This is a genomic window from Ideonella sp., assembly GCF_035254525.1.
Taxonomy (GTDB): Bacteria; Pseudomonadota; Gammaproteobacteria; order Burkholderiales; family Burkholderiaceae_C; genus Ideonella.
The window spans coordinates 1-23,840 of sequence record NZ_DATFAN010000109.1; the positions used below are offsets into that span (position 1 = coordinate 1).

Sequence of the window (23,840 nt, forward strand, 5' to 3'; positions counted from 1 at the left end):
AGCGTCTTCCACAGCTGGCCCTGCGCGTCCCAGCGGTCGCCGAGCACGCAGATCCAGGTGTCCTCGTCGCAGTAGTAGCGGCTCTTCGGTGCCTGGTGGCGCTGGCCGGCGCGCAGGTTCGCCTCGACCACCCACACGCGGTGCAGCTCCCAGCGCATGTGGTCGGGGTTGAAGTGGTTCTTCGTGATGACCTCGGCGTCGGTCTTGGGCTGCAGGAAGCGGTTCGCGTTGTAGGGGATGAACATCTCCTGCTTGCCCACGAGCTTCCAGTCGAAGCGGTCGAGACGACCGGTCCACACCTCGATCTCGTCGAAGCTCATCACGCCGGCCGCGGCCGGGGTCGGCGTGTCGCAGCACGGGTTGGGCAGCTTGCGCACGCGCCGCTGGCCGGTCAGGTAGACCCAGGCCTGGCTCTTGCTGCCGTCGAGGTTCTCGCGGCCGAGCACGGCTTCACCCGCGCGGATCGGCGGGCCGGCGTTGACGAGCCGGATCAGCCAGAAGTCGTTGCTCTTCGCGAAGGCCTCGGCGCTGCCGTCGTTGAAGTAGTACGGCATCTGCTGCTCGGCGCGGCCGTCGGTCGTCAGCACGGCCTTGCCGTCGGCGGTCAGCTGGTACTGGTCGACGTTGAACTCCCACGAGGTCCCGCGCCAGCGCAGCATGTGGTTCCAGATCACCTCGGCGCCGGTCTTCGCGATCGGGAACGGAATGCCGCCGTAGGCGCCTTCGACCACGTCGCCATTGAGCTTAGCGCGGGTTGCGTTCTTCAGCGTGTTGTCGTAGACCCATTGCGGCGCGGCCGCGGTGCGATGGGTCTTGTAGACGTCGATGCGGTAGCTGTCGGGGTACTTCTTCAGCATCGCCTTCTGCCCGTCGCTGAGCTTGTCGGCGTACTGGTCGGCGTTCTTCGCGCTGATCGAGAACAGCGGCTTCTCGTCCTTGAAGGGGTCGCCGCGTCGGCCGCCGGCCTTGTCGCCGGCGATCGGCGTGGTGTGGCCGCCGGTCCACGCGGGGATGCTGCCGTCCTTGTTGCCGGCCTTCTCGGCGCCGAAGGGCGTCAGCTCGGTCTTCAGCTTCGCGGCTTCGTCGGCCGACACGGCGGCGCCGGCCGGGGCGAAGGCCAGCGCCATGCACGCGGCCAGGGTGATGCGGGTGAGCGTCGTCATCGGGAAACTCCAGTGTTCAGAACGTGCGGCGCAGCGACAGCGCCAGGTGGTCGCGGTCGGCCAGCGGGTTGCCGCGGCCGTAGACCGGCGTGCCGCCGGTCAGGATCGGCGAGAAGTCGACGAACGGCACGGCCTTGCCGAGGTAGTGCGTGTAGCTCAGCGCGAACTGCCAGTCGCCGAGGTAGGCCCCTTCGAGGCCGAGGGTCGCGGTGCCCGTGTCTTTCGCGCCCCAACCGGCGCCGGTGACCGACGAGTTGCCGTCGATCACGTAGCGCAGGCCGACCGGCACGCTCAGGTCCAGCCCGGGCAAGGCCTGGCGGTAGCTCGGCGTGAAAATGAACTGCAGCGCGGTCGCGTCCCGCGTGGCGGCTTTGTCGAGCTCGCCGTTCGGGTCGTCCTTGGACAGCACGCGGTTCCACGCGATCTCGGCGACCAGGCTCGACTCGCGGGCGATGAGACTCGGCCCGAAGGTCGCGAGCGTCGACAGGTTCAGGTGCGCCGTGCGCCCCAACGCCGGCTGCGGCTGCGGCGCGCCGAAGCCGCCCGGGTAGATCATGTTGGTGCTGCGCAGCGGCATGTCGTCGCGCACCGAGGCTTCGCCGGCGACGTTGAAATCGCCGAACGTATGCGAGGCGCTCACGCCGGCCGTCTTGACGTTGGCAGGGAACTTGTAGAACCACGTGCCCGGCAGCGTGCCGTCCGGGCCCGGCGGCGCGGCGGGATTCAGGTTGCCGTACAGCTGGCCCGACTTGTCGTGGAAACGCGCGACGTAGGCGCCGAGGTCGGTCTCGCCGAGGCGCCACTTCAGCTGCAGGCCGAACTGGCCCGAGTCTTTCGGCTTCTGGTCCGCGCCCGTCGTCAGCACGTAGTTGCCCGAGATCGGCGTGCCGGCCGGGATGCTGACGAACTCCGGCTGTTGCGAGCCCCACGGCACGTTCGCGGTCGAGAAGTAGCTGCCCGCGGGCGCGAGCCGGTCTTCCTCCCAGCGGAACTGCACGTAGCCGCCGACCGAGACCTCGGGGCTGATCTGCAGCTGCGCCGACAGCTGCGGCACCGGGCGGATGATCTCCTTGAACTGCGCGTTCGGCGACGCGAGCAGCTTGTCGATGTCGACCGGACCCTGCGCGCGCGCGATGCCGTTGTCGCCGAAGAACAGGCTCTCACCATACTGCAGCGCATGGCGGCCCAGGCGCGTCGTCAGCTTCATGCCGTTGGGAAGTTGCCAGCCGCCGAACACGAAGGCGTCGAGCAGCTCGGCGTTCTCGCCGGCCATCTTCTTCGTGCGACCCGGGAACTCGTCGAACGGCATTTGGCCGATCGTCGGGTCGTTGTCGGCCTTCGTCTTGCGATGCAGCAGCCCGTCGTACCAGGCGGCCGCGCTCAGGCGCAGGCCGAAGTCGCGCCGCCAGACGGCATCGAACTCGGACAGCAGGTCGCCACGCGCCGACACCAGGCCCTTGTCCTGGAAGTTCTGGTCGCCGGCGTTGAAGTTCAGCGCTTGGGGAAACGCAAACGAGGGCGGCGCCGGCGGCGGCGCGCCGGTCGGCACCTGGCGGAACGAATCCTTCAGCGCCGGGTCGGCCGACTCGGTGCGGAACTTCGTGCTCGCGCGCACGCTGTTGTCCCAACGCACGGACCAGTCCGGGCTGCCGGTGTCGATCTCGAAGGCCTGCGCGCTGCAGGCCAGCGCCGCGGCGGCGGCGAGCGCTGTCGGTCGCAGCGCGTGGATGGTTCTCATCGGTGTCTCCTTGTCTCGGTGGAAATGCTTGTCGTCATGCCGGCTGCGCCACGGTCTGCGCGAGCCGCTCCATCAGCAGGCTCAGGTCGGCGGTGCTGTCGGGCTGCAGGTCCCAGCGCGCCGCGGTGGTGGTGATCTCGTGCACGCGCCGCACACGCTCGGCGCGCCGGCGCTCGAAGGCCTCGAAGAGCTGCGCGCGGTTCACGTCGGCCTCGAGCAGGTCGGCGAGCACGCGCGCGTCCTCGACGGCCTGTGCGGCGGCCTGGCCGAAGTGCGGCGGCAGCGCGTGCGCGCAGTCGCCGACCGCGAGCACGGCGCCGCGGTGCCAGGGCATCTCGAGCAAGGCCGAGCGGGCCGGCCGAAGCGTGATCGGCGTGTGCTGATCGAGCTGCGGCGCGAGCGCGCGCAGGCGCGGCGCGAACGCGGACAGCGCGGCGCGCAGATGTGCGTCCGGCGCGATGCCCGCGGGCGCCACGCTCGGCTCGGTCAGCGCGAGCCCGGCCTGGTCATGGCGCACCGGCACCATTACCGCCCGCCGGCTCGCGGCGCCGAAGGCGATCAACGGGCGGTCGAGATCGACCGGCCGCGGCAGCACCGTGTACCACCAGGCCTGCGGCAGGTCGTCCGCCGGCGCCGCGTGCGGGAACAACGCACACGGCAGCCCGCTGCGCGCGCCGGTTGCCAGCACGACGAGATCGGCCTCGACCGAGCCGCCCCCGTCGATCACGATCTGCGCGACACCGGCCTGTTCGTGCACCGCCTGCACACGACACGCGCGCCGCAGCGCGACGCCACGCGCCAGCGCCGCGCGCTCGAGCAGGCGATGCAGTTCGTCGTGGCGGATGCCGAGCGCGGCCGGAAAGCGCGGGCCGGCGAGCCGCTCGGTCGGCAGCTCGTGCAGGTGCCGGCCGTGGCGATCGATCACGTCGATGCCGCGGTATGGGAAGCCGGCGCGCACGCAGTCGTCGCCCACGCCCAAGGCGACGAGATCGCGCAGCATGTTCGGCACGACCTCGACGTGCGCGGCCAGCGCACGCGGCTCGGCCGCTTCGTCGAGCAGCTGCACGCGCAGCCCGCGGCTGGCCGCGGCGAGCGCGCAGCACAGGCCGGCGAGCCCGGCGCCGATCACGCAGACGCGCATCTGGCGCTGCGTCATCGCAGCACCTCGTGCATCGCAGGCGTGAGTTCGCCCTTCGCATGGCCGCTAGCCATTCGTTGTCTCCGTGTCGTGGTTTGACTGTCCCCAGGGCCGGTCTGCGCCCGGCGCGTCCTCGGGGATCGGGTTGACGAGAGGTTACGAAGCGCAGGTCATTCAGCAAAATGGTTTGTGCGGATGCATCGCATCGACGCGCTGAATACTTTTCGGGTTAACCCTCGACCCATGCGCTTCAACAAACTCGACCTCAACCTGCTCGTCGCGCTCGACGCGCTGCTGACCGAATGCAGCATCACGCGCGCCGCCGAGCGTGTGCACCTGTCGCAATCGGCGATGAGCAACGCGCTCGGCCGGCTGCGCGACTACTTCGAGGACGAGCTGCTGGTGCAGGTCGGTCGGCGCCTCGAGCCGACGCCGCGCGCCGAGACGCTGCGCGAGGCGGTGCGCGACGTGCTGGTGCGCATCGACACCTCGATCGCCGCGCAGCCGCAGTTCGAGTGCACGAGCTCGGACCGCGAGTTTCGCCTGTGCATCTCCGACTACTCAATGGAGGTGCTGCTGCCGCGCGTGCTCGAGATCGCCGCGCGCCAGCGCAGCACGGTGCGCTTCCGACTGCAGCCGCAGGTGGCGTATCCGGCGCGTGCGCTCGAGCGTGGCGAGGCCGACCTGCTCGTGATCCCCAAGGCGTATGTCTCGCCCGACCATCCGACTGACATGCTGTTCAACGACGAGTTCGTCTGCACCGTCTGGCGCGAGAGCAGCCACGCGCGCCGCGGCCTGAGCTTCGAGGACTATGCGGCCGCCGGCCACGTCGTGATGCAGCCGGTGGACACCGACAAGCCCGCGTTCGAGAGCTGGTTCGTGCAGCGCTTCGGGCTCTCGCGCCGCATCGAGCTGACGACCTACAGCTTCGCGGCGCTGCCCTTCCTCGTCGTCGGCACCGAGCGTGTCGCGACGGTGCACTCGATGCTCGCGCGGGCCGTCGAGCCTGCGCTGCCCATCAAGTTGATGCCTCTGCCGCTGCCGATGCCGCCTTTCGAGCAGGCGATGCAGTGGCACAAGCACCGCTCGCTGGACCCCGGGCTGCTGTGGTTGCGCGACGTGATGAAGCAGGCTGCGCAGGCGCTACCGGCCGTCGGGGCTGGGGCCTCGGCCAGCACTTGAGTCGCTACACGACGGCGACTGTCGGCTTTGTGACCCTCGGGGAAAACGACGGTTCTTGGCCGGGACCACCAGTTCGCGGACGCTGCAGAGACCGGCCGCTGGCCAGTCCAGCTGTCACGACGAATGTCAACGGTCAGGCCGGGGCTTGCGGCATGTGTGCATTCGATGCCGAGATGGGACTCGGTCAATCTGATGCCGCCTCGGGTCGCGCCCCGACGCCTTGGGCGGTAGCTACGGGTCCGACCCAAGGTCACATCGTCGCACTGCTGGCGCATGTTCGCGCACGCGCTGACCGACGGCCGGCGGGTGTGAGCCCGCCGGTATGCGCACGGACGTTGATTCAGGGCGCTTGTGTCGCCTGTCCGACCACCACGTACCAGGCCACGAATGCCGCGCTGACGAGCGCACCGGGCAGGTAGTTGCCGGTGCGCCGCCAGGCGAAGGTCGAGACCGCGGCCACGAAGGCCAGCAGTGGCACGAAATTGATCGAGATGATGGTGCGCAGAGCGTCGAACATGTGGAACTCGAGCATCCGGTGCGTCGACAGCATCAGCCCGTACTGCAGGCACAGGAAGGCGACGAAGCCGCCGCCCAGCGCCGCGAAGGCCGCCAGGTACTGCCCTGCCGCACCCGCCACCGCCGGGGTGATGATGGCGTGCAGCACGCGCAGCGTGATGACGAAGTACACGGCGAACGCCACCAGGTACACCGGGAAGGCACCCGCCTGCCAGCGGCTCATGGGCTTGAGGGCGATGAACCAGATGCGGACGTCCAGGTTGAAGACGAACTGCACCGTGGCCACGAGCGCATAGGCCAGCACGAACACTGTCGCCGCGAAGGACAACGCGCGCAGCGGCTGCGTCACCAGCGGGCCGAGCGACGCGCCCGGGGCACGGGTCAGGCGCGCGGCCACCAGCACGATCAAGGCGTTGCCCAGTGCCCAGAAGGCGATCTCGTTGGAGAACAGCTGCGGCAGCCACGGTGACGCCGGCAGCAGGACACCGCCCAGCCGGCACAGCGGCAGGAAGCTCAGCGCCGGCACCACGGCGCCGAACAGCAGGGCGGTCCACCAGCGCGCGCCGCGCGTCGCCGGTCCGGCTGCCGGCGCAGACGCGGGGCTCCGAAGCGACGAGAAGGCCGGCACCCGCAATAGAACGTCGATGGTGCCGAGGACGAACACCGCCAGTCCGATCAGCGCCAGCAGCGTGCCGGCCTCCTTCCAGTACCAGACCTGGTCGCCGGCCGGCTTCGGGCTGCCGCCTTTGAGCGTGCGCTGGAACCAGTCGACGGCATGCCCGATCGCGGTGGGCGAGATGTGGTCCATCGGGTGGGTGATGGCTGGTGTGTAGAGCACACGTGCGGTGCCGGCCTCCAACGATCCGTAGACGCGGCCCGGTTCGACGGGCGCGTCGGTGGCGAACACCGACTGCAGCTTCTTGCTGTTCGAGACCTCTGCTGCAGTGGGGACGTTCCACATGATGCCGGGGAACTCATCGTACCGGCTGAACACCACAGCCAGGTTGCGCGGGAACTCCGGCGTGCCCTCCGGGGCGAAAGGCTTGCCCGTGCTGGAGCCCTCGAGCACAAGGGCCTTGTACGCGTCTGGCATGGCGGCGGCGGCGTTGACGACCGCCCAGCCGCCCATGCTGTGGCCCTCGAGGCCGATGTTGTCCTTGTCGACGATGTCCAGGCTGCGCAGGTACTTCAGGCCGTCGATGCCGCCGAAGGCGTTGGCGAAGGCCGGCGGCGCGCTGTAGCCGTGGCCGGTCTGGTCGAGCGCGAGCACCACATAGCCGCGGCGCGCGAACTCGATGGCGAAGCCGCTTTGCGCCTCGCGCGAGTTGAAGTAGCCGTGCACGGCCAGCACGCCGGGAGCCGGGGTCTTTGCGGTGGCGTTCGGCGGCACGTACAGGTGCGCGCTCATCGGCGTGCCGTTGGTGCCGGTGAAACGCACGTCCTGGATGCGCACGCCGCCCGCCGTCTGGACGAAGTGTGCGAGAAGGACGCCGGCGATCACGAGCAGCAGGCCGGCCCAGAGCAGCCGGGCCGAGGACTTGGGCGGGGTGTGGGGCGGGTTCATCTTGGTCTCGCTGGAAGAGCGGGGGGATGGGCAGCGCCCTCAGCGGCACTCGAAGCTGCCGGCGTCTTCGGTATCCGTGGCCCCGGTCTTGAGCATGGCCTGCTTCGGGTAGGCGCACAGCGGCCGGCTGCGCGTGGCCGGCCAACCGGCGGCGATGACATCGGGGTCGGCGGCGTTCAGCGTCGCCCGCACCGATGCAGGCGGCGTGCCTTTCTCGACCCAGTCCTCCAGCGCCGTGAGCATGTCGAAGCGGTCGGTCGCGGGCCCACCGGCGCAGTGGTTCATCCCGGGCACAAGGAACAGACGGGCGTAGTCCGCCGCGCTGGTGTCTTTCGCCCTCAGCGCGTCGTACCAGGCGATCGTGTCGTTGGGCGAGAACACCGGGTCGGCCGTGCCGTGCACGACGATCAGCTTGCCGCGCGCCTTCAGCGTGGCCAGCTCGGTCGGGTTCGGCGGGGTCATGAAGTCCATCGCCGACTCCTTGTAGGTCGCGGTGGTGGCGAAGATCTTCGGGGCACCGGTGTCCATGCTGAAGCCGAGCTGGTAGCCCAGCCCGCCGTCAGAGAGATCCGGCGCATCGGGCGGCGAGGTGAAGATGAAGCCCATGGCGCCTGCGCCGATCAGCGTGTTGAAGGGCAGCGGGGCGAAGCCGGCGTCGAGCTTCCAGAAGCGCCAGTTCTGACCCGCCACGCCCGCATCCCAGGGCCAGCTTGCGTACAGGCTCTGCCCGGCGGTGTCGCGCGCGCCCGCGAAGACGTTCTGCAGCGCGCTCTTCTGCGCGGCCGTCAGGCAGTCGGCAGCGGGACCGCCCGTGCAGGTGGGCACATCGGATGCCAGGTTGAACGCCGACTGGCAGGCGGCGCGGTCGTTGACCATGCCGTCGGCCACGCCGTCCAGCGCGTCGCACTTGGCGAGGATCTTCTGCGCCAGCAGGCTCATGGCAGTGGTCGGAAACGCGTCCTTGGGCAGCTGGCCCGTCGTCGCGGCCGACATGAACTGCTGCGTGTCCCAGGCCTCGGCGATCGCGGCCTTGGGGAGGTTGAAGCCGGGGTCCGCGGCGACGTAGCCGTCGAACTGGTCGGCGAAACGGGAGGCGGCCACCATGGCATCGCGGCCGCCATTCGAGCAGCCGAGCAGATACGAGCGCGCGGGGCTCCTGCCGAAGCGGGCCTGGATGATCTGCTTGGCGGTCACGGTGACCTGGCCGACCGCGTTGTAGCCGTAGTCGCTGCGCGCCTGAGGGTCGATCGCGAACGTCGAGTCGGACTGGCCGGTGTCGTGCCCGCCATCGGTGCTGGCGACCGCATAGCCTCGCTCCAGGGCCGTGCCGGTCGGCGCGTTGAGCAGGTTGCCGGTGGCCGGCACGATGAAGCCGTTGGTGCCGCCGCCGCCCTGGAAGAAGAACTTGCCGTTCCAGGCCGCCGGCAAGGGGGTGCGCAGCTCGAAGCCGATCGCGTAGGACTTGCCGTCGATGCCGGTGCGCGCGTTCAGCGAACCGTTGACCTTGCAGTGGGCGGGCAAGGCGCCCGATGCCGCCACTTCGACGGCGCTGGCCACCTGCAGGTTCGGGATCTTCAGGTTGGCCGTGGTCAGGTCGCCGCAGGCGAGGACGGTCGGGTCGTCGGACCCGCCGCTGCAGCCGGCCAGCAGGCTGCTCGCCGCGACGAGCGCGGCCAGGCTGAATTTGCGCATGATGTGTCTCCGATCGTTGTCGTTGCCGATCGGACAGCCTCGAACGAGCCGATCGGTTGGAGGCAATCTACGCAGGCGCGCGGCGCTCGTCTTGTCGCGCCGGGCAGGTTTTGTCGAATCCGGACGTCAGCGTCCGATACTGCTTCGGTAGCGGCCCGGCGGCGTTCCGACGTGGCGCACGAAGGTGCGGGTCAGCTGGCTCTGGTCGGCGAAGCCGCACTGCAAGGCGACCTCGGCCAGGGCCAAGCCCTGCGCGATCAGACGTTTCGCATGGTCAACACGGCAGCGCAGTAGGTACTGGTGCGGCGAAAGCCCGGTGGCATCGCGGAACGCGCGGCACAACTGTCGCTGGCCCAGGCCCGACGCTTCAGCAAGCTCTTGCAGAGTCACCGGCTCTGCGAAACGTGTCTCGACCAATTCGATCGCGCGAGCACAGGCACGGCTCGTTGGCGCCAGGATGTTCGGCTGTTGCAACCCGCCGAGGTGGGCCAGCAGCGCGGTGATCAGCGACTCGCCCACCAGCGGGCCCGCCGGACTGCCCTGGGCCAGATCGGCCTGAAGTGCGTCGAAGACCAGCTCCAGGACGCGTGTGCGTGCGGGCTCACGGTGACCGACAGGCGCCAATCGACGCGCTTCGCCAAACACCGATTCGACCAGCGCAGGCGCCACGAAGAGGAACTGCGAGCGCCCACCGTCGCGCCAGTCGAAGTGCTGCTCGTCACCTTCGCGCCAAACCGAGAACCCGGCGGCGAACCGATGCCATTCCCGTGTGCCGAGAGCGCGGCGAGCCTCGTGATGCATGCCGCGCTGGATGCAGTAGCGCTGGTGGCCGTGATCGACGGCGCCCTCGGCCGCACCGTCAATGTCGGTGAAATAGGCCCCCTGCCAGCCGACCTCGCTGCTGTCTAGCAGGAAGCGAGGCATCACCGACACGTTGTAGAGACCTCGGGGACCGGGCAGGGGAGCAATGCGCATGGCGACGAAGCGATCCAGGAACTCTAACCTCGACATCCGGATGTCCGCATCCGTAGTAGGCCCGGTGCACGGCGCGCGATCGCAAGGCGAACCGGGGTAGGTGACGGCCGCCGCCTGCTGCGGCCTATGGGTGCGGGCCTCGTCCGAGCCTGCGTCGTAGTCAGCCACGTAGGTCGAGCCCTCATGGTGGGTCGCCTGGAAGCTGGCTGTCATCACCGGGAGCACCCAACTCGAACCCGATCATGGACGCTGGCGAGAGCGGAACCTTAGAAGGGCTGAAGTGGATCGGCGACCACGGACCGGCGCCGGCGTCTCCTGTCGAGCGGGCAGGCCGCAAAGCAGGGCCAAACCTTGCCGCCTGCCGCTTGTTGCGCCAGTTCCTTCGGCACGGCGTCCGCCAGCCACTGCATCAGCAGGCGCACACGGGCGTTGCCGCGCACGTCGGGATGGTGCAGCAGCCACAGGCCCATGGACTGTCCCTCGATCGGCGGCGTGATGCGCAGCAGTCGCGGCTCCTGGGCCGCGGCGAACATCGGCAGCGCGACGGCGCCCAAGCCGGCGGCGGCGGCCATGAGCATGGCCGGCAGCGAATCTGACTTCATCCGCGGACGCACCTCCGGCAGCGCCTGGCTGAACCATTGCGCAATGCCGGTGTAGGCAATGCGGTCGTCGAAACCGATCCAGGGCAGATCCTGAAGCACCGGCTGTCCGCCGCGCCGCGGCAGCAGCGCTCGCGCGGCATAGATGGCGTAGCGCAGCTCGGCCACCTGGCGCCCGACCATCGACTCCGGCGGCCGGTCGGTTGCCCGCAGCGCCAGGTCAGCCTCGCGCCGCGTGAGGTCGACGGCACGGTTGGAGACGTCGGCCTCGATCTCGATGCCCGGATGCCCGGCAAGGAAGCGCTGCAGCAGCGATGGCAAGAGATAGCCCGCCAGCATCTCGCTTGTGGCCAAGCGGATCACGCCTTCCATACGGGCGTCGGCACCGCTGATCGCACGCTCGGCAGCCAGCGCCGCGGCCTCCATCTCCGCTGCCGCGGCTGCCACGGCCTCGCCCTGAAGATTGGCCCGCCAGCCCGTGCGCGAGCGATCGAAGAGCCGCGCGCCGATGCGTGCCTCGGCCTCCTCGATGCGGCGGAAGACCGTGGAGTGGCGCAGCGCCAGCTCGCGGGCCGCTCCGTTCAGGCTGCCCGCCCGGGCCACGGCCAGCACCGTTCGCAGGTCGTTCCAGTCCAGCGCGCTTGTGCGTGTGCGCAAGTTCTTCTTGCCCAATTTCGGAATTTCCTTGTGCAGATCGGCAGCCTATCGTAGTCCACACGTCGCCGCCCCTGGCGGCGCGGCAACCCACCCGAGGCGGCCCGACCGCCTCCCATCAAAGGACTTCGACCATGTCACGCTTTGCTCACAAGACCCTGCTCGTCACCGGCGGTACCAGCGGCATCGGCCTGGCCACGGCGCGCCGCCTGACCGACGAAGGCGCCCGGGTCATCGTCACCGGCTCGCGGTCAGCGTCGCTCGAGGCCGCCCGTGCGGTGCTTGGTGACCGCGCCCACTACCTGCAGAACGACGCGGCCGATCCGGCTGCGTCGGAGGCTCTGGCCACAGCCATCCAGACCCTCGCACCACGGCTGGACGGCGCCTTCTTCAATGCCGGCTTCGGCCGTTTCCAGCCGCTGGAAGGCGTGACGGCCGACGAGTTCGACGCACAGTACGCCGTCAATGTCCGCGGTCCTCTGCTGCAGGCCAAGGCCTTGTCGCCGCTGCTGGCCGAAGGCGGCGCGCTCTTGTTGAACACCTCGGTGGCGCGCGAGAAGGGATTCGGGTCGATGGCGATCTACGCCTCGACCAAGGGGGCCGTGCGCACGCTGACCCGCGTGCTGGCGCGCGAACTGGCGCCTCGCGGCATCCGCGTCAACGCGGTGAGCCCCGGGCCGATCGAGACCGCCTTCTTCGACCGCACGGGCATGCCCGCCACGGCGGTGGCCGAGTTCGGCCAGGCGGTGCTGCAGCAGGTGCCGCTGGGCCGATTCGGCCGGCCCGACGAGGTGGCCGCGGTGGCGGCCTTCCTGCTCTCGGACGACGCGTCCTTCGTGACCGGGTCCGAGTACGTTGTGGACGGAGGGATCGCGCAGGTCTGACAGGCGGCGGTCGAGACCGCGTCGCGATGGGCTGCGTTCGCAGCCCACCGTCGTGTCCCGCCTGCCTCGGGTGAGCGTTCGCCACTGCGGCGCGTCGTCGGAGCGACCGCTCCTGGCCCGGGACCGGCGCCCGCGAACTTCAGCTGACCGGCGTCACCAAATTGGCAGACGGGTTTCAGGCGGCGAGTTCGCCGAGCCGGCTGTCAAGCCTCGACCCACAGCTGACTCTCAGCGCTTTGAATGAGGCGATGGAGGGCAATGCTCTGTCAGGCACGGCCCCCTCCCGCGGCCGCCTAGAACAGAACGAACCAGGATGCGAGCCCAAGACCCGCCGCGATGACGGCCCCGACCAACGTGCCAACGAGCCGGTTGGCGCTCATCCGCTGCGCGGTTCCTAGGTTAAGGAACACGAAGCCCAGCACCACGTACAGCAGCACAGGAGCCCTCATGATCGCCATCGGACCTTCGGGCCACCTCCGTGCTCAACCTTCGCTGGTGTCGGAGCTGACCCACAAGTCACCTGGCATCGTGAGGACTTGGGCCGGCAATTCCATGTCTTCGAACGGATTCGCCTCGTGCGGGGCATCTCCCAGGCGCAGAAGCTCGTCGAGCGCTTCGCGCAGTGCCTGCGCCGAGCGGCGTACATCCGGTGAGAGGTGAACAGTTTGACCGAGACGCTCGATGAACGAAGGCAAACTGTCGCGGCGGGTGCCGTGGAAGCTGTGACTCATTGGACCATTCCCTGTTGAAGACTCGAGGATTCCGGACCGCTCTATCTGGCGGTTCAATGCGAGACCAATGCAACTTGGATCAGTCTATGGGCGCAGGCCAAGTAACAACGGGGCGAACAACGGCGCAGTTGCCAGTCAATCCGCCGGGATCACGATCGAGGGCCTCCGCATATATCTCTCCCTTTGGCAGAACGCTTGGATGCCACAGCGGCAGTGGCCGCCTTTTCCTACGCAGCGGACGCCGCTTTTCGCGGGCGAATGTCTGATTGAAAGGCTTGAGAGACCGCTTCGACCAATCTGGCCACCTGACCGCTAGTGGCCGGATGGCGAAGTTGAACGTCCGCTTTACGGCACTACGTCCTTAGCACCCTCGAGGGCGTGCCAATGGGCAGTTCTCCGAAGCGGTCATTCATCCCTCCCGCGCGTTGAACTAACCTCGTGGCGAGCGGCTGCTTTCCAGTCGCCATCCAAGGCCTCGCGTCGAGGGAAGTGCAAGAGACCTGCCGCAAAGCGGACGGGCGAAGTGTCCTCCCGACCCGTAGCAGACTTCGGCGACACATTTGCCTTGACCTTCGATACGGGGATTTGGTCCTGGTCATGTCAGAGCCACGCAAAGGCCAGCGCAGCATCTCAATGCTTGCTGAAGAACTTCCAACGGCCTTCCGATATCACTTCCACGTGGCCGTCGACCACCAAGATCGCCGTCTCCTCATCGATCGCATAGGCAGGCCCTTCGATGCGCGCCGCCCACTTCTCCGCTTCGGCCATGGTGTTCTCCGGCATGTGGGGGTTGTCCAAGTGCGGGAAGATCGAAAAATCGACTACGCCCAGGGTGCGGTCGTCTCCGGTGATGGACGGCTTGGCGGCGACGAATTCGTCGCCGACACGCGGACTCATCACCATGCTGCCCGCGCTCAGGCCAACCCAAACGGTTTCTTTGAGCGACGGCAGCAGGTCTGCCAACCCGGACTGCCGCATCCAGTAACCAAGGTAAACGGCGTCGCCCCCATCTACCAGCAGGACATCCGCCTGGCGGACCCACGGGATCCAACGCTGTTTATCGATGGAGGGGAGTGCGGTGAGTTCCAGCACGCCTACAGACTTCCATCCAAGTTCAACCATCGGGCAGGGGGACTGGCCGGTGATGAATCGCCACGCACCCGCCGGGGTGCCCTGCGGGTGCCCATAGTGCGAGGTCGGGATACACAGCGCCGTGCATTCGGCGATCGGTTTGCCCAACAGATCCAGCAGCGCGTTATGAATACTCGCGTTCTGGATACCTGCGGAAGTGAGAAGAAGCTTCACGTTGCTCCTCTGAGTCGCGCGCGGGGCGATCCAAGTCTAAGTGATCTGGTCGTTGCCTGACGTCCGCTGTTGGCCGATCTGGGCCGGTCGCGACAAGCCACGTCGTCCAGCGTAGCTCGTAGACTGCCCCCATGGTCTACGTCGCTGTGACTCCAGCGGGCCGCGCCAATGCGATTCGTGTACCCCAATGAACGAAATACGGCACACGAATCTGGTCAGTCCCTTTCGCGCGTTGGAATTTGTGCCAACCAGTCACGCGCGCACTACAGCCGCAGTCGTGTATTTGCACGGCGCCGGAGTGCGCGGGGAGGATCTGTCCCTCGTGAAGCGCTATGGGCTGCCAGCGATGCTCGCAGACGGTCGGGCGTCGACGAACTGCAGCGTCATCTGCCCTCAACTGGAGGCAGGGGGCGAGTGGGAACCCGAGCATCTGCGTCGCTTCATCGACGAAGTTCGCGCGAGGTTTCAGCGGGTCATCCTGATCGGTTACAGCCTTGGGGCATCGGCGTCTCGTTCGTGATGGCCCACGCGCTCGCGCGTTCTGGGTCGACTTCGCGAATCTCCAGCTCCAGCCCGCAGGCTAGGCATGGGTTCTCGGCGGCGATGGCCGCGGCTTCGTCGAGGCTGCGGGCGACGATGAACCAGTAGCCGCCGATGACCTCCTTGGCCTCGGCGAAGGGGCCGTCGATCACGCCGTGCCTGGACACGCTGCGGCGCTCGGCCTTGAGGCGCTGGCCGGGCTTCATGCGCCCGTTCGCGAGGCCGAGCTCGTACCAGACGTAGAAATCGTCGATCGCGCGCTGGATGGTTTCCTTGGGCCGCGTGGCGTCCCATTGGCCGCGCGAGAGCACCAGGTAGTCGGTCGGGCCGCTCATTTCGGTTGCCTCGCGTAGCTCACCGTCAGCATCTCCCACATATGCCCGTCGGGCACCTGCCAGTAGAGGCTGCGGCCGCCCCAGTCGGTGCAGACCTGGTTGTCCATCGGGCCGCGCACGTTCGAGCGGTAAGGGATGCCGGCGGCCTGCAGCCGGCCGAGGATGGCGTCGAACTCGGCCTCGCCAACGCGGAAGCAGAAGTGCTGGACGGGGAAGTCCTCGTCGGTGTCGATGAAATCCAGCGTCAGGCCGGGGTTGACGTAGACGGCGGCGAAGGGGCCGGCCGCCGCCGGGCCCCAGGGCACGCCGAGCAGATCGGCCAGCTGGCGGGCCGATTCCAGCTTGTGGTGCGACGAGACGATGGAATGGTCGAGTTCGATGCTCATCTTGGGCCTTCCGGATTCGGATGGCCTGCGATGGTAGGTCGGGCCGCGCCGCTCGCCGGCAGGCTGACCTTCACCCTCAGACCGCCGTAGGGGCTTTCGCCCAAGGTGACCGTGCCGCCGTGCTGGGCGGCGGTCTCGTCGACGATCGCCAGGCCCAGGCCCGAGCCCGACACCGGCTGGCCGGGCGGGCGGTGGAAGCGCCGCAGCGCGTCGCGCCGCTCGGCCGGCGGGATGCCCGGGCCGCTGTCGTCGACGACCAGCAGCACCTGGCCGGGCATCGTCTGCACCCGCACGGTGATGGACTCTCCCGCGCCGGCGTACTTCAGCGCGTTGTCGAGCAGGTTGATGAGCATCTCCTGCAGCAGCACCGGGTCGCCCTGCACGGTGGCCGTGCCGTCGGGCGGCTCGTCGAAGCCGAGGTCGGCGCCGTCGCCGACCGCGCGTGGGGCGAGGTCGAGGCAGACCTGGCGCGCCAGCGCGACGAGGTCCACCTGCTCGCGGTGGGCCACCGGGCCGTGCTCGGCGCGGGTCAGCGACAGCAGCTGGTTGGCCAGCCGCGCCGCCGCGTCGGCCGTGCCGCCCATGGCCTGCACGATTTCGCGCAGCGCCTGCGGGTCGTCCTCGCGCGCGGCCAGCGCGACCTGGGTCTTCAGCACCGCGATCGGCGTGCGCAGCTGGTGCGCGGCGTTCTCGATGAAACGCTTGCGCAAGGTGATCAGCTCGGCCAGCCGCGCCACGTAGCGGTTCAGCGCCCGCACGAAGGCGCGCGTCTCGCCCGGCGCGGTGCGCTCGTCGAACGGGGTCAGGTCGTTGACCGTGCGCGCCTCGGCGTTGTGCCTCAGTCCGTCGAGCGGCGCCAGCCCGCGCCGCACGGCCACCAGGATCAGCGCGACCGCCAGCGCAAGCAGCAGCACCTGCCTGGCAATCGCCTGCGCCAGGATGCGGTGGGTCACCCGCTCGCGCGCTTCGAGCGTCTCCGCCACCTGCACCAGGGCCATGCCGTTGAAGCCGGGCTCGCTGACCGGCTGGTGCAGCGCGGCCACGCGCACCGGCAGGCCGCGGTAGCGCGCGTCGTAGAAGTGCACCAGCGCCGGGTAGGCGGGCGACAGGTCCATCCCGCCGGGCACCGGCGGCAGGTCGTCGAAGCCGGCGAGCAGGCGCTGGTCGGGGCCGGTGATGCGGTGGAACACGCGGGCGCCGAGGTCCGACTCGGCCATGTCGAGCGCCGCGTACGACAGGTCGACCACGAGGTGCCCGTCGACATCGCGGATGGTCTCGGCCATCGTGCGCGCCGCCAGCAGCAGCGAGCGGTCGTACGCCGCGTTGGCGATCGCCGCGCCCTCGCGGTAGGCGTACAGCGCGCTGAGTGGCAGCAGGATCACCGTCGGCAGCAGCAGCCAGCGCAGCAGCGTGCTGCGCAGCGAGGCGACCTCGCGCGGCGTCGAACTCATCACGTCACGCCGCACGTTCCAGCATGTAGCCCAGGCCGCGCAGCGTGCTGATGCGCACGCCGCAGGCCTCGAGCCGCTTGCGCAGGCGGTGCACGATGACCTCGACGTTGTCGATGCTCGAGGCGCCGTCGAGCACCTGCTCGTAGAGAAACTCCTTGCTCACGGCGCGGCCCGGGCGCTCGAACAGCAGGCGCAGCAGCGCGGCTTCCTTCTTTGGCAGCGGCATCGGCGCACCGTCGCGGTAGAAGGCGCTCTGGCGCGCGTCGAAGCTCAGGCCGCCGATGGTGCGCAGATCCTGCCGCAGGTCCTTCGGCCGCCGCAGCAAGGCCTGCACGCGGGCCTCGAACTCGGCCAGGTCGAAGGGCTTGGGCAGGTAGTCGTCGGCGCCGGCGCGCAGGCCCTCGACCCGATCGGCCACGTCAGCGCGCGCTGTCAGGATGAGCACCGGCGTGGCATCGCCGCGGGTGCGCAACTCGCGCAGCAGCGCCATGCCCGGGCGCTTGGGCAGGGTCAGGTCGAGCACGACGAGGTCGAAGCCGCCTTCGCGCAGACGCAGCTCGCCCTCCTTGCCGTCGATGGCGAAGACCACGTCGCAACCGGCCTGGCGCAGCGCGCGCCCGATCCAGAGCGAGAGTTCAGGGTGGTCTTCGACCAGCAGCAGTCGGGGCAGGGGTGTCATGCGCGCGTCGAGCGTAGCCGGCGGGGCTGTCGAACGGCTGTCAAGCGCTCGGTACTTTCCCCAGCCCCGATTGCAAGCCGATCGCAAGCGCTCGCGCCGAGCATCCCGTCCCGGACATTCCCTCGACCCCGTCTGGAGACAACGACCCATGAGAAAGACCGCCATCGCCCTCGCCGCCTTCGGGCTGGCCGCGGCCGCCCACGCTGACGTGACCATCTACGGCAAGCTCGACGCGGGCTTTCGCAAGTCCATCGGCAGCGAAGACAAGGAAATCGCCACCAGCGGCGACAGCCGCATCGGCTTCAAGGGCACCGAAGACCTGGGCAATGGCCTGACCGCCTTCTTCGGCATGGAGCACCGCTTCTTCCCCGACACCGGCGTGCAGGACGGCGACATGTTCTGGAAGGGCTACTCGAAGGTCGGCCTGTCCGGTGCCTTCGGCAGCGTGGGCCTGGGCCGCCAGTACACGGCCGCGTTCCTGATGGTGCAGAACAAGGTCGACCCGTTTGCCGGCGACACGGTGGCCCAGGTGCGCGACGTGGCGATGCGCGTCGGCGGCATCACCAAGGTGCGGGTCAACAACTCGGTGGCCTACGACTTCTCGACCAACGGTTTCAAGTTCGGCGCGACGGTGGCCGAGGCCGCGGGCAACGGCACCGGCGGCACCGAGAAGCCGACCTCGTTTGCCGGCAGCTACGCGAGCGGCCCGTTCTTCATCGCCGCCGGCCTGGAGAACCCGGCTGGCGACAACGACCGGCAGTGGAACCTCGCGGCCGGCTACAAGATCGGTGCCGTCGACCTGACCGCCGGCTACGCCGACGGCCGCACCAACGCCGACGTGAAGGCCAAGGGCTACGCCCTGGGCATGAACTGGCAGGTCGGCACGGCGGACATCAAGGCGGCCTACGGCGTGCAGCGCGTCGATGGCACGACCACGGTGCAGAAGCTGGGCCTGGGCTACCACTACAACCTGTCCAAGCGCACGACGATCTACGCCGACGTCGGCCACGACAGCAAGGCCACGACCGAGAAGACCGGCTACGACCTGGGCATCCGCCACAACTTTTGAGCCCCCACGCCCCCTTCCGGGGGCTGCCCCCCGAGGGGGCTCGCGCAGCGGACCGGCGTAGCCGGATCCGCGCACGCCACTTGAAGAAGGGCCCCGCTTGGCGGGGCCCTTTTGTCTCAGACGGCCTGCTCGATCAGCCCCATGTCCGCCGCGCTCATCAGCTCGGTGATGTCCATCAGGATCAGCATGCGTTCGCCGACGTTGGCGATGCCGGTGATGAAGCTCATGTCGACCTGGGCGTTCATCGACGGGGCCGGCTTGACCTGCTCGGTCGACAGCTCCAGCACGTCGGACACTGAATCGACCACCGCACCGACGACGCGGCCCTTGATGTTCAGCACGATGACGACGGTGAAGGCGTTGAAGTCGGCCGTGGCGCAATTGAGCTTCACCCGCAGGTCGATGATCGGCACGATCACGCCGCGCAGGTTGACCACGCCCTTCAGGAAGGCGGGCGAATTGGCGATGCGGGTCGGCTGCTCGTAGGAGCGGATCTCCTGCACGCGCAGGATGTCGATGCCGTATTCCTCGCCGCCGAGGCGGAAGGTCAGGTACTCGCCGTGGGTGGCCGAAGCGGCAGCGCCCTTCGCCGCCGCGCGGGCGGCCTCGTGCCGGGCCACCTGCTTGGCTTCGGTGATCATGTCCATGTTCTCGGTCCTTTGCGTACGGGGGCAATGGATGCGCCGATGGGGCGCGCTCTAGGGCATTTATCGGCGGCCGGCAGCAGATCTGTAGGGCTGCGTGGCCGCCGGCGGGTCAGAAACTTTCCCAGTCGTCGTCGGCCTTGGGCGCGGTGGCCGGGCCGGCGGTGCTGGCCAGGCTGGCGGCGCGGGCGTGGGCGATGGCCTGCGTGGCCACGCGCTCGTGCGCCGGCGGGCGCGGCACCGGCAGCGGTTGCGGCTTCGCCAGCAGCGGACGGGCCGCCGTCGCCTTCGCAGCGGTGGGGGTGGGGGTGGGGGTGGGGGCGATCGGCGCCGGCGTGGCCGGCCGGTCGCTGTCGCCCAGGCGGAAGGTCGACACCACTTCGGCCAGGCGCTGCGCCTGGTGCTTCATGCTGTCCGCGGCGGCCGCCGATTCCTCGACCAGCGCGGCGTTCTGCTGTGTCATCCGGTCGAGCTGGCCGACGGCCAGGTTGATCTGGTCGATGCCGTCGCGCTGTTCGGCGGCACCGGCGCTGATCTCGCCGATGATGTCGGTCACCCGGCGCACCGAGCCGACGATCTCGCTCATCGTCGTGCCGGCGTCCTGCACCAGCTTCGCACCGTGCTCGACCTTGTCGACCGAGGCGCCGATCAGGCTCTTGATCTCGCGCGCCGCCTCGGCGCTGCGCTGCGCCAGGCTGCGCACCTCGCTGGCCACGACCGCGAAGCCGCGTCCCTGCTCGCCGGCGCGGGCCGCCTCCACGGCGGCGTTGAGCGCCAGGATGTTGGTCTGGAAGGCGATGCCATCGATCACGCCGATGATGTCGCCGATCTTGCGGCTCGAGGCCGAGATGTCCTGCATGTTGTCGACGACCTCGCTGACAACAGCGCCGCCGCGCTCGGCGGCCGCCGCGGCCGACGAGGCCAGCTGGTTCGCCTGCGCCGCGGCGTCGGCGCTCTGGCGCACGGCGGCGGTGAGCTGATGCATCGAACTGGCGGTCTGCTGCAGGTTGCTCGCGGTCTCCTCGGTGCGGTTCGACAGATCGGCGTTGCCGCTGGCGATCTCGCCGCTGGCCGATTGGATCGAGGTGGCGCCGGTGCGCACCTCGGCGATCAGGCGCCGCAGCGCCTCGGTCATGTGCTGCAGGCCACGCATCAGGTCGCCGACTTCGTCGTGGCGTGAGGTGTCCACCCGGACCGAGAGGTCACCGGCGGCGATGCGCCCGGTGGTGTTCACGGCATCCTTCAGCGGCCGCACGATCGAGCGTGCGGTGACCCAGGCGCTGGCCAGCAGCATGCCGCACAGCGCCAGCAGCACGCCGGAGATCAGCCAGACGTTGTTCATGCGCTCGGCGCGCGTGGCACTCGCCGTGGTGTCGGCCTGCTGCTTCATCAGGGCCACGAAGGCCTGCTGGCGCTGGTCGTACTGGCCGATGGCGTCGCGCAGGCCGGTCAGGGCCTCGGGTGGCAGCGGGCCGGCCTGGTGGGCGGCGGTGTGGCGCTTGCGCAGGTCGATGTAGGCGGTGCGGGACTGCGCCACCTGCTGCAGCACGGCCTTCTCGTCGGCCGAGTCGGTGAGGCTGTCGAGCCGCTTCTGCAGCTCGCTGATGCGCGCCGAGGTGGCGTCGATGTCGGGCTGCAGAGCCTTGCCGAGCTCGGCGTCGCCGCTGGACAGGATCGCGAAAGCGCGGGCCGCATTGGCCTGCGTCAGCCCACGCCACTGGGCGGAGATCTCCGACTTCTCGCGTTGCACCGCCTGGATGGCGAGCGACGCATCGACCGAGCGCGAGGTGCGAACGGCGGTCAATGCGGCCATGCCGGCGATCACGGTGGCGGTGACGATGGCGGGAAGCCAGATCTTGCTGCCGAGAGAGAGCTTGTTCATGGTCAAGATTTCGGCACGTTGGTGCGCCGGATGAAGTGTTGCGCACCCCCCGATGCCGCTTGGTGCGCAATTTGCACCGGTGTGGCGCACTGGGCGCAAAGAAACAGGCCGCCCGGGGGCGGCCTGCGGTTCACAGCGTCAGCGGCGTCAGAACGAGGTCCACTCTTCGTGATCTGCCGGCACCACCGGCGCGGGCGCGGCGATGGCCTTCGGAAGCGGATGCGGAGTTGGAGTCAGGGCCGGGATCGGCACCGGGGCGGCCGGTTGGACCGGCGCGCCGAGCGCGGCGTGCCCATCGAGCCGGAAGGTGGCCACGACCTGCATCAGGCGCTGGGCCTGGTCCTTCAGGCTCTCGGCGGCGGCGGCGGATTCTTCGACCAGCGCGGCGTTCTGCTGCGTCATCTGGTCGAGCTGGTTGACGGCGGTGTTGACCTGGCCGATGCCCTGGCTCTGCTCGCTCGACGCGGCGGTGATCTCGCCGATGATGTCGTTGACGCGCTTCACCGAGCCGACGATCTCGGTCATCGTCGAGCCGGCTTCCTGCACCTGGCGGGCACCGTTCTCGACCCGGTCGACCGAGGAGCCGATCAGGCTCTTGATCTCCTTGGCGGCTTCGGCGCTGCGCTGCGCCAGCGTGCGCACCTCGCCGGCCACGACCGCGAAGCCGCGGCCCTGCTCGCCGGCGCGTGCCGCTTCGACGGCCGCGTTCAGCGCGAGGATGTTGGTCTGGAAGGCGATGCCGTCGATGACGCCGGTGATGTCGGCGATCTTGCGCGAGCTGGCGTTGATCTCGTCCATCGTGCGCACGACCTGGGCGACGACCGCGCCGCCGCGCTCGGCGACCTGGCTGGCCGACGAGGCCAGCTGCGTGGCCTGGGCAGCGGAGTCGGCGCTGTGGCGCACGTTGCCGGTCAGCTCCTGCAGCGACGCGGCGGTCTGCTGCAGGTTGCTGGCGGTGTGCTCGGTGCGTTGGCTCAGGTCGAGGTTGCCGGTGGCGACCTCGGCGCTGGCGGTGGAGATGCTGTCGGCGCTGGCGCGCACCTGGCCGACGATGTCGCGCAGCGAATGCTGCATGTCGCCCAGCGCGCGCACGAAGGCCGAGACCTCGTCCTTGCCGGTGTCGACGATGTTCTCCGACAGGTCGCCGCGCGCGATGCGCTGGGCGCAGGCCGAGGCGGCGTTCAGCGGCTTGGCGATCGAGCGCGACACCGTCCACATCAGCGCGAAGAAGAAGCCGAGCACCAGCGCGGCGCCGACCAGGCGGCCGTTGGATTGCATCGTGCCGATGCGTTTGGTCTCGTCGCGCTCGGCGGCGATGCGGGCTTCCGTCTCCTTGACCATCGCGGCGAAGGTCGTGCGGGCCTTCTCCAGATCGGGCAGGGCGCGCTGGGCATAGGCGTAGCCGGCGGTGCTGTCGATCTTGGCGTCGACCACCTGCTGCAGCACGGGGCCGACCTCCTTCGCATAGGCGGCCAGGCCGGCCGCGCCCTCGGCGAGGTGCTTGGCACGCTCGACGTCGTCGGTCCTGGATGTCAGCAGCGTGGTCGTCGCGGCGACTTCCTTGTCCCAGCGGGCCTTGTGCTCGGCTGCTTCGACGGGGTTGTTGCTGTTGAGCAGCACCGACTGTTCATAGCGCTGGATGCGGTCGAACGCGGCCAGGATCGCGCCGGTGTCGCGGCTGACGGTGGCCTGCGCGTCGAGCAGCTCGTCGGTCTGCGTCTGCAGGCTCTTGTAGCTGATGCTGGCCCAGATGCCGAGCGCCAGGATCAGCACGCTGACCACCAGCATGCCGCCGAGCAGGCGGTGTCGGATCGAAATACTGCGAAGAAAGGTTTCCACGGTCGAAGGGCTCCTCATGAGCGCTATGGTCTTGTCAGTGAGCTGCGTTGTCTTCCAGGTGGAACTTGGCGACCAGCGAGGTCAGCAAGGTGGCCTGATCCTTCAGGCTCTCGGCCGCCGCGGCGGATTGCTCCACGAGCGCGGCGTTTTGTTGGGTCATCTGGTCGAGGTGGCCGACGGCCGAGTTGACCTGGCCGATGCCCTGGCTCTGCTCGACGGCGGCGGTGCTGATCTCGCGGATGATGTCGTTCACCCGCTGCACCGAGGCGACGATCTCGTTCATCGTGGCGCCGGCGTCCTGTACCTGGCGGCTGCCCGAGTCGACCTTCTCGACCGACGCGGCGATCAGCGACTTGATCTCGCGCGCGGCTTCGGCCGAACGGCCGGCCAGGCTGCGCACCTCGCCGGCGACCACCGCGAAGCCGCGGCCCTGCTCGCCGGCCCGCGCCGCCTCGACCGAGGCGTTCAGCGCCAGGATGTTGGTCTGGAAGGCGATCGAGTCGATCAACTTGATGATCTCGGCCACCTTGTGCGAGCTGCTGCGGATATCGCCCATGGTGCCGACCACTTCGCTGACCACTTCGCCGCCGCGCTGGGCGGCCTGGGCGGCGGTCGCCGCCAGTTGGCTGGCCTGCCGGGCGTTGTCGGCGTTCTGGCTGACGGTGGAAGTCAGCTCTTCCATGCTGGAGGCGGTGTCCTCCAGCGCGGCGGCCTGCTGGGTGGTGCGGGTGGACAGGTTGCGGTTGCCCTCGGCGATGCCCTCGGCACCGCCGTGGATCAGCTGGCTGCTGTGGCGCACCGTGCCGACGGTGTTCGACAGGTGCTGCTGGATGTTGCTCAGCGAGGAGAACAGCTGGCCGATTTCGTTGCTGGC

Annotated in this window: 21 protein-coding genes; 3 read left to right on the forward strand and 18 right to left on the reverse strand. The window is 69.1% G+C overall.

Going from position 1 to position 23,840, the window contains the following annotated elements; all coding sequences use genetic code 11:
• The 3 genes from VJ693_RS10850 to VJ693_RS10860 form a co-directional block, all read right to left on the reverse strand.
• Positions 1-1,163, reverse strand: a 1,163-nt coding sequence (locus VJ693_RS10850; RefSeq protein WP_324154015.1) for a DUF1329 domain-containing protein, incomplete at its 3' end; no start/stop codon positions are given.
• 16 nt (positions 1,164-1,179) lie between these two features.
• On the reverse strand, positions 1,180-2,901 hold the full coding sequence (locus tag VJ693_RS10855) for a DUF1302 domain-containing protein (RefSeq protein ID WP_324154016.1): 1,722 nt from the start codon (positions 2,899-2,901) through the stop codon (positions 1,180-1,182).
• 34 nt (positions 2,902-2,935) lie between these two features.
• Complete coding sequence (locus tag VJ693_RS10860; protein WP_324154017.1) at positions 2,936-4,057, reverse strand: FAD-dependent oxidoreductase; 1,122 nt, start codon at positions 4,055-4,057, stop codon at positions 2,936-2,938.
• Between the two features lie 225 nt (positions 4,058-4,282).
• Between VJ693_RS10860 and VJ693_RS10865 the strand changes: the two genes are divergently transcribed.
• Positions 4,283-5,221: a LysR family transcriptional regulator gene (locus VJ693_RS10865; RefSeq protein WP_324154019.1), complete on the forward strand. Its 939-nt coding sequence runs from the start codon at positions 4,283-4,285 to the stop codon at positions 5,219-5,221.
• 340 nt (positions 5,222-5,561) lie between these two features.
• Here the strand turns inward: VJ693_RS10865 and VJ693_RS10870 are convergent, their stop codons facing one another.
• The 4 genes from VJ693_RS10870 to VJ693_RS10885 all read right to left on the reverse strand — a co-directional run bounded on the left by VJ693_RS10870 (position 5,562) and on the right by VJ693_RS10885 (position 11,239).
• Complete coding sequence (locus VJ693_RS10870; protein ID WP_324154020.1) at positions 5,562-7,301, reverse strand: alpha/beta hydrolase family protein; 1,740 nt, start codon at positions 7,299-7,301, stop codon at positions 5,562-5,564.
• 39 nt (positions 7,302-7,340) lie between these two features.
• Entirely contained in the window at positions 7,341-8,993 is a 1,653-nt protein-coding gene (locus VJ693_RS10875; protein ID WP_324154021.1) for a tannase/feruloyl esterase family alpha/beta hydrolase, read from the reverse strand.
• Between the two features lie 126 nt (positions 8,994-9,119).
• Positions 9,120-10,181: an AraC family transcriptional regulator gene (locus VJ693_RS10880; RefSeq protein WP_324154023.1), complete on the reverse strand. Its 1,062-nt coding sequence runs from the start codon at positions 10,179-10,181 to the stop codon at positions 9,120-9,122.
• Positions 10,182-10,234: 53 nt separating this feature from the next.
• Positions 10,235-11,239 carry a LysR family transcriptional regulator gene (locus VJ693_RS10885; protein WP_324154024.1) on the reverse strand — a complete coding sequence of 335 codons (1,005 nt, stop codon included), beginning with the start codon at positions 11,237-11,239 and terminating at the stop codon, positions 10,235-10,237.
• Between the two features lie 116 nt (positions 11,240-11,355).
• Here VJ693_RS10885 and VJ693_RS10890 point away from each other — a divergent pair, with 116 nt between their 5' ends.
• Complete coding sequence (locus tag VJ693_RS10890) at positions 11,356-12,105, forward strand: SDR family oxidoreductase (RefSeq protein WP_324154026.1); 750 nt, start codon at positions 11,356-11,358, stop codon at positions 12,103-12,105.
• A 293-nt stretch (positions 12,106-12,398) separates the two neighbouring features.
• Here VJ693_RS10890 and VJ693_RS10895 read toward each other — a convergent pair whose 3' ends face one another.
• The 7 genes from VJ693_RS10895 to VJ693_RS10925 all read right to left on the reverse strand — a co-directional run bounded on the left by VJ693_RS10895 (position 12,399) and on the right by VJ693_RS10925 (position 17,532).
• Complete coding sequence (locus VJ693_RS10895; protein WP_324154028.1) at positions 12,399-12,542, reverse strand: hypothetical protein; 144 nt, start codon at positions 12,540-12,542, stop codon at positions 12,399-12,401.
• A 45-nt stretch (positions 12,543-12,587) separates the two neighbouring features.
• Positions 12,588-12,836: a hypothetical protein gene (locus tag VJ693_RS10900; protein ID WP_324154029.1), complete on the reverse strand. Its 249-nt coding sequence runs from the start codon at positions 12,834-12,836 to the stop codon at positions 12,588-12,590.
• A 630-nt stretch (positions 12,837-13,466) separates the two neighbouring features.
• Positions 13,467-14,141, reverse strand: a complete 675-nt coding sequence (locus VJ693_RS10905; protein WP_324154030.1) for a Type 1 glutamine amidotransferase-like domain-containing protein — start codon at positions 14,139-14,141, stop codon at positions 13,467-13,469.
• A gap of 473 nt (positions 14,142-14,614) precedes the next feature.
• Positions 14,615-15,016 (reverse strand): YciI family protein, encoded by a 402-nt coding sequence (locus VJ693_RS10910; RefSeq protein WP_324154031.1) that lies wholly within the window; start codon positions 15,014-15,016, stop codon positions 14,615-14,617.
• Positions 15,013-15,402, reverse strand: coding sequence for a VOC family protein (locus VJ693_RS10915; protein WP_324154032.1), 390 nt, complete (start codon positions 15,400-15,402; stop codon positions 15,013-15,015). The genes VJ693_RS10910 and VJ693_RS10915 overlap by 4 nt, the downstream gene beginning before the upstream one ends.
• The gene (locus VJ693_RS10920; RefSeq protein ID WP_324154033.1) at positions 15,399-16,853 is read right to left on the reverse strand and encodes a sensor histidine kinase; all 1,455 of its coding nucleotides are present in this window, start codon (positions 16,851-16,853) and stop codon (positions 15,399-15,401) included. The genes VJ693_RS10915 and VJ693_RS10920 overlap by 4 nt, the downstream gene beginning before the upstream one ends.
• 4 nt (positions 16,854-16,857) lie before the next feature.
• Positions 16,858-17,532, reverse strand: coding sequence for a response regulator (locus tag VJ693_RS10925; RefSeq protein ID WP_324154034.1), 675 nt, complete (start codon positions 17,530-17,532; stop codon positions 16,858-16,860).
• A gap of 148 nt (positions 17,533-17,680) precedes the next feature.
• On the opposite strand from VJ693_RS10925, the gene VJ693_RS10930 reads away from it, so the two are divergent.
• Entirely contained in the window at positions 17,681-18,601 is a 921-nt protein-coding gene (locus VJ693_RS10930; RefSeq protein WP_324154035.1) for a porin, read from the forward strand.
• Positions 18,602-18,717: 116 nt separating this feature from the next.
• Here the strand turns inward: VJ693_RS10930 and VJ693_RS10935 are convergent, their stop codons facing one another.
• The 4 genes from VJ693_RS10935 to VJ693_RS10950 all read right to left on the reverse strand — a co-directional run.
• Positions 18,718-19,248 carry a chemotaxis protein CheW gene (locus VJ693_RS10935; RefSeq protein WP_324154036.1) on the reverse strand — a complete coding sequence of 177 codons (531 nt, stop codon included), beginning with the start codon at positions 19,246-19,248 and terminating at the stop codon, positions 18,718-18,720.
• 109 nt (positions 19,249-19,357) lie between these two features.
• Positions 19,358-21,127, reverse strand: coding sequence for a methyl-accepting chemotaxis protein (locus VJ693_RS10940; protein WP_324154037.1), 1,770 nt, complete (start codon positions 21,125-21,127; stop codon positions 19,358-19,360).
• Positions 21,128-21,274: 147 nt separating this feature from the next.
• Positions 21,275-22,966, reverse strand: coding sequence for a methyl-accepting chemotaxis protein (locus VJ693_RS10945; protein ID WP_324154039.1), 1,692 nt, complete (start codon positions 22,964-22,966; stop codon positions 21,275-21,277).
• Positions 22,967-23,000: 34 nt separating this feature from the next.
• A partial coding sequence (locus tag VJ693_RS10950) for a methyl-accepting chemotaxis protein (RefSeq protein WP_324154040.1) occupies positions 23,001-23,840 on the reverse strand: 840 nt, incomplete at its 5' end.

Coding starts and splice junctions, on each gene's coding strand:
- VJ693_RS10870 (WP_324154020.1), bottom strand. CDS start 7,301: ATGAACCCGCCCCACACCCCGCCCAAGTCCTCGGCCCGGCTGCTCTGG.
- VJ693_RS10940 (WP_324154037.1), bottom strand. CDS start 21,127: ATGAACAAGCTCTCTCTCGGCAGCAAGATCTGGCTTCCCGCCATCGTC.
- VJ693_RS10925 (WP_324154034.1), bottom strand. CDS start 17,532: ATGACACCCCTGCCCCGACTGCTGCTGGTCGAAGACCACCCTGAACTC.
- VJ693_RS10875 (WP_324154021.1), bottom strand. CDS start 8,993: ATGCGCAAATTCAGCCTGGCCGCGCTCGTCGCGGCGAGCAGCCTGCTG.
- VJ693_RS10915 (WP_324154032.1), bottom strand. CDS start 15,402: ATGAGCATCGAACTCGACCATTCCATCGTCTCGTCGCACCACAAGCTG.
- VJ693_RS10920 (WP_324154033.1), bottom strand. CDS start 16,853: ATGAGTTCGACGCCGCGCGAGGTCGCCTCGCTGCGCAGCACGCTGCTG.
- VJ693_RS10890 (WP_324154026.1), top strand. CDS start 11,356: ATGTCACGCTTTGCTCACAAGACCCTGCTCGTCACCGGCGGTACCAGC.
- VJ693_RS10855 (WP_324154016.1), bottom strand. CDS start 2,901: ATGAGAACCATCCACGCGCTGCGACCGACAGCGCTCGCCGCCGCCGCG.
- VJ693_RS10930 (WP_324154035.1), top strand. CDS start 17,681: ATGAGAAAGACCGCCATCGCCCTCGCCGCCTTCGGGCTGGCCGCGGCC.
- VJ693_RS10910 (WP_324154031.1), bottom strand. CDS start 15,016: ATGAGCGGCCCGACCGACTACCTGGTGCTCTCGCGCGGCCAATGGGAC.
- VJ693_RS10860 (WP_324154017.1), bottom strand. CDS start 4,057: ATGACGCAGCGCCAGATGCGCGTCTGCGTGATCGGCGCCGGGCTCGCC.
- VJ693_RS10880 (WP_324154023.1), bottom strand. CDS start 10,181: ATGACAGCCAGCTTCCAGGCGACCCACCATGAGGGCTCGACCTACGTG.
- VJ693_RS10935 (WP_324154036.1), bottom strand. CDS start 19,248: ATGGACATGATCACCGAAGCCAAGCAGGTGGCCCGGCACGAGGCCGCC.
- VJ693_RS10865 (WP_324154019.1), top strand. CDS start 4,283: ATGCGCTTCAACAAACTCGACCTCAACCTGCTCGTCGCGCTCGACGCG.
- VJ693_RS10900 (WP_324154029.1), bottom strand. CDS start 12,836: ATGAGTCACAGCTTCCACGGCACCCGCCGCGACAGTTTGCCTTCGTTC.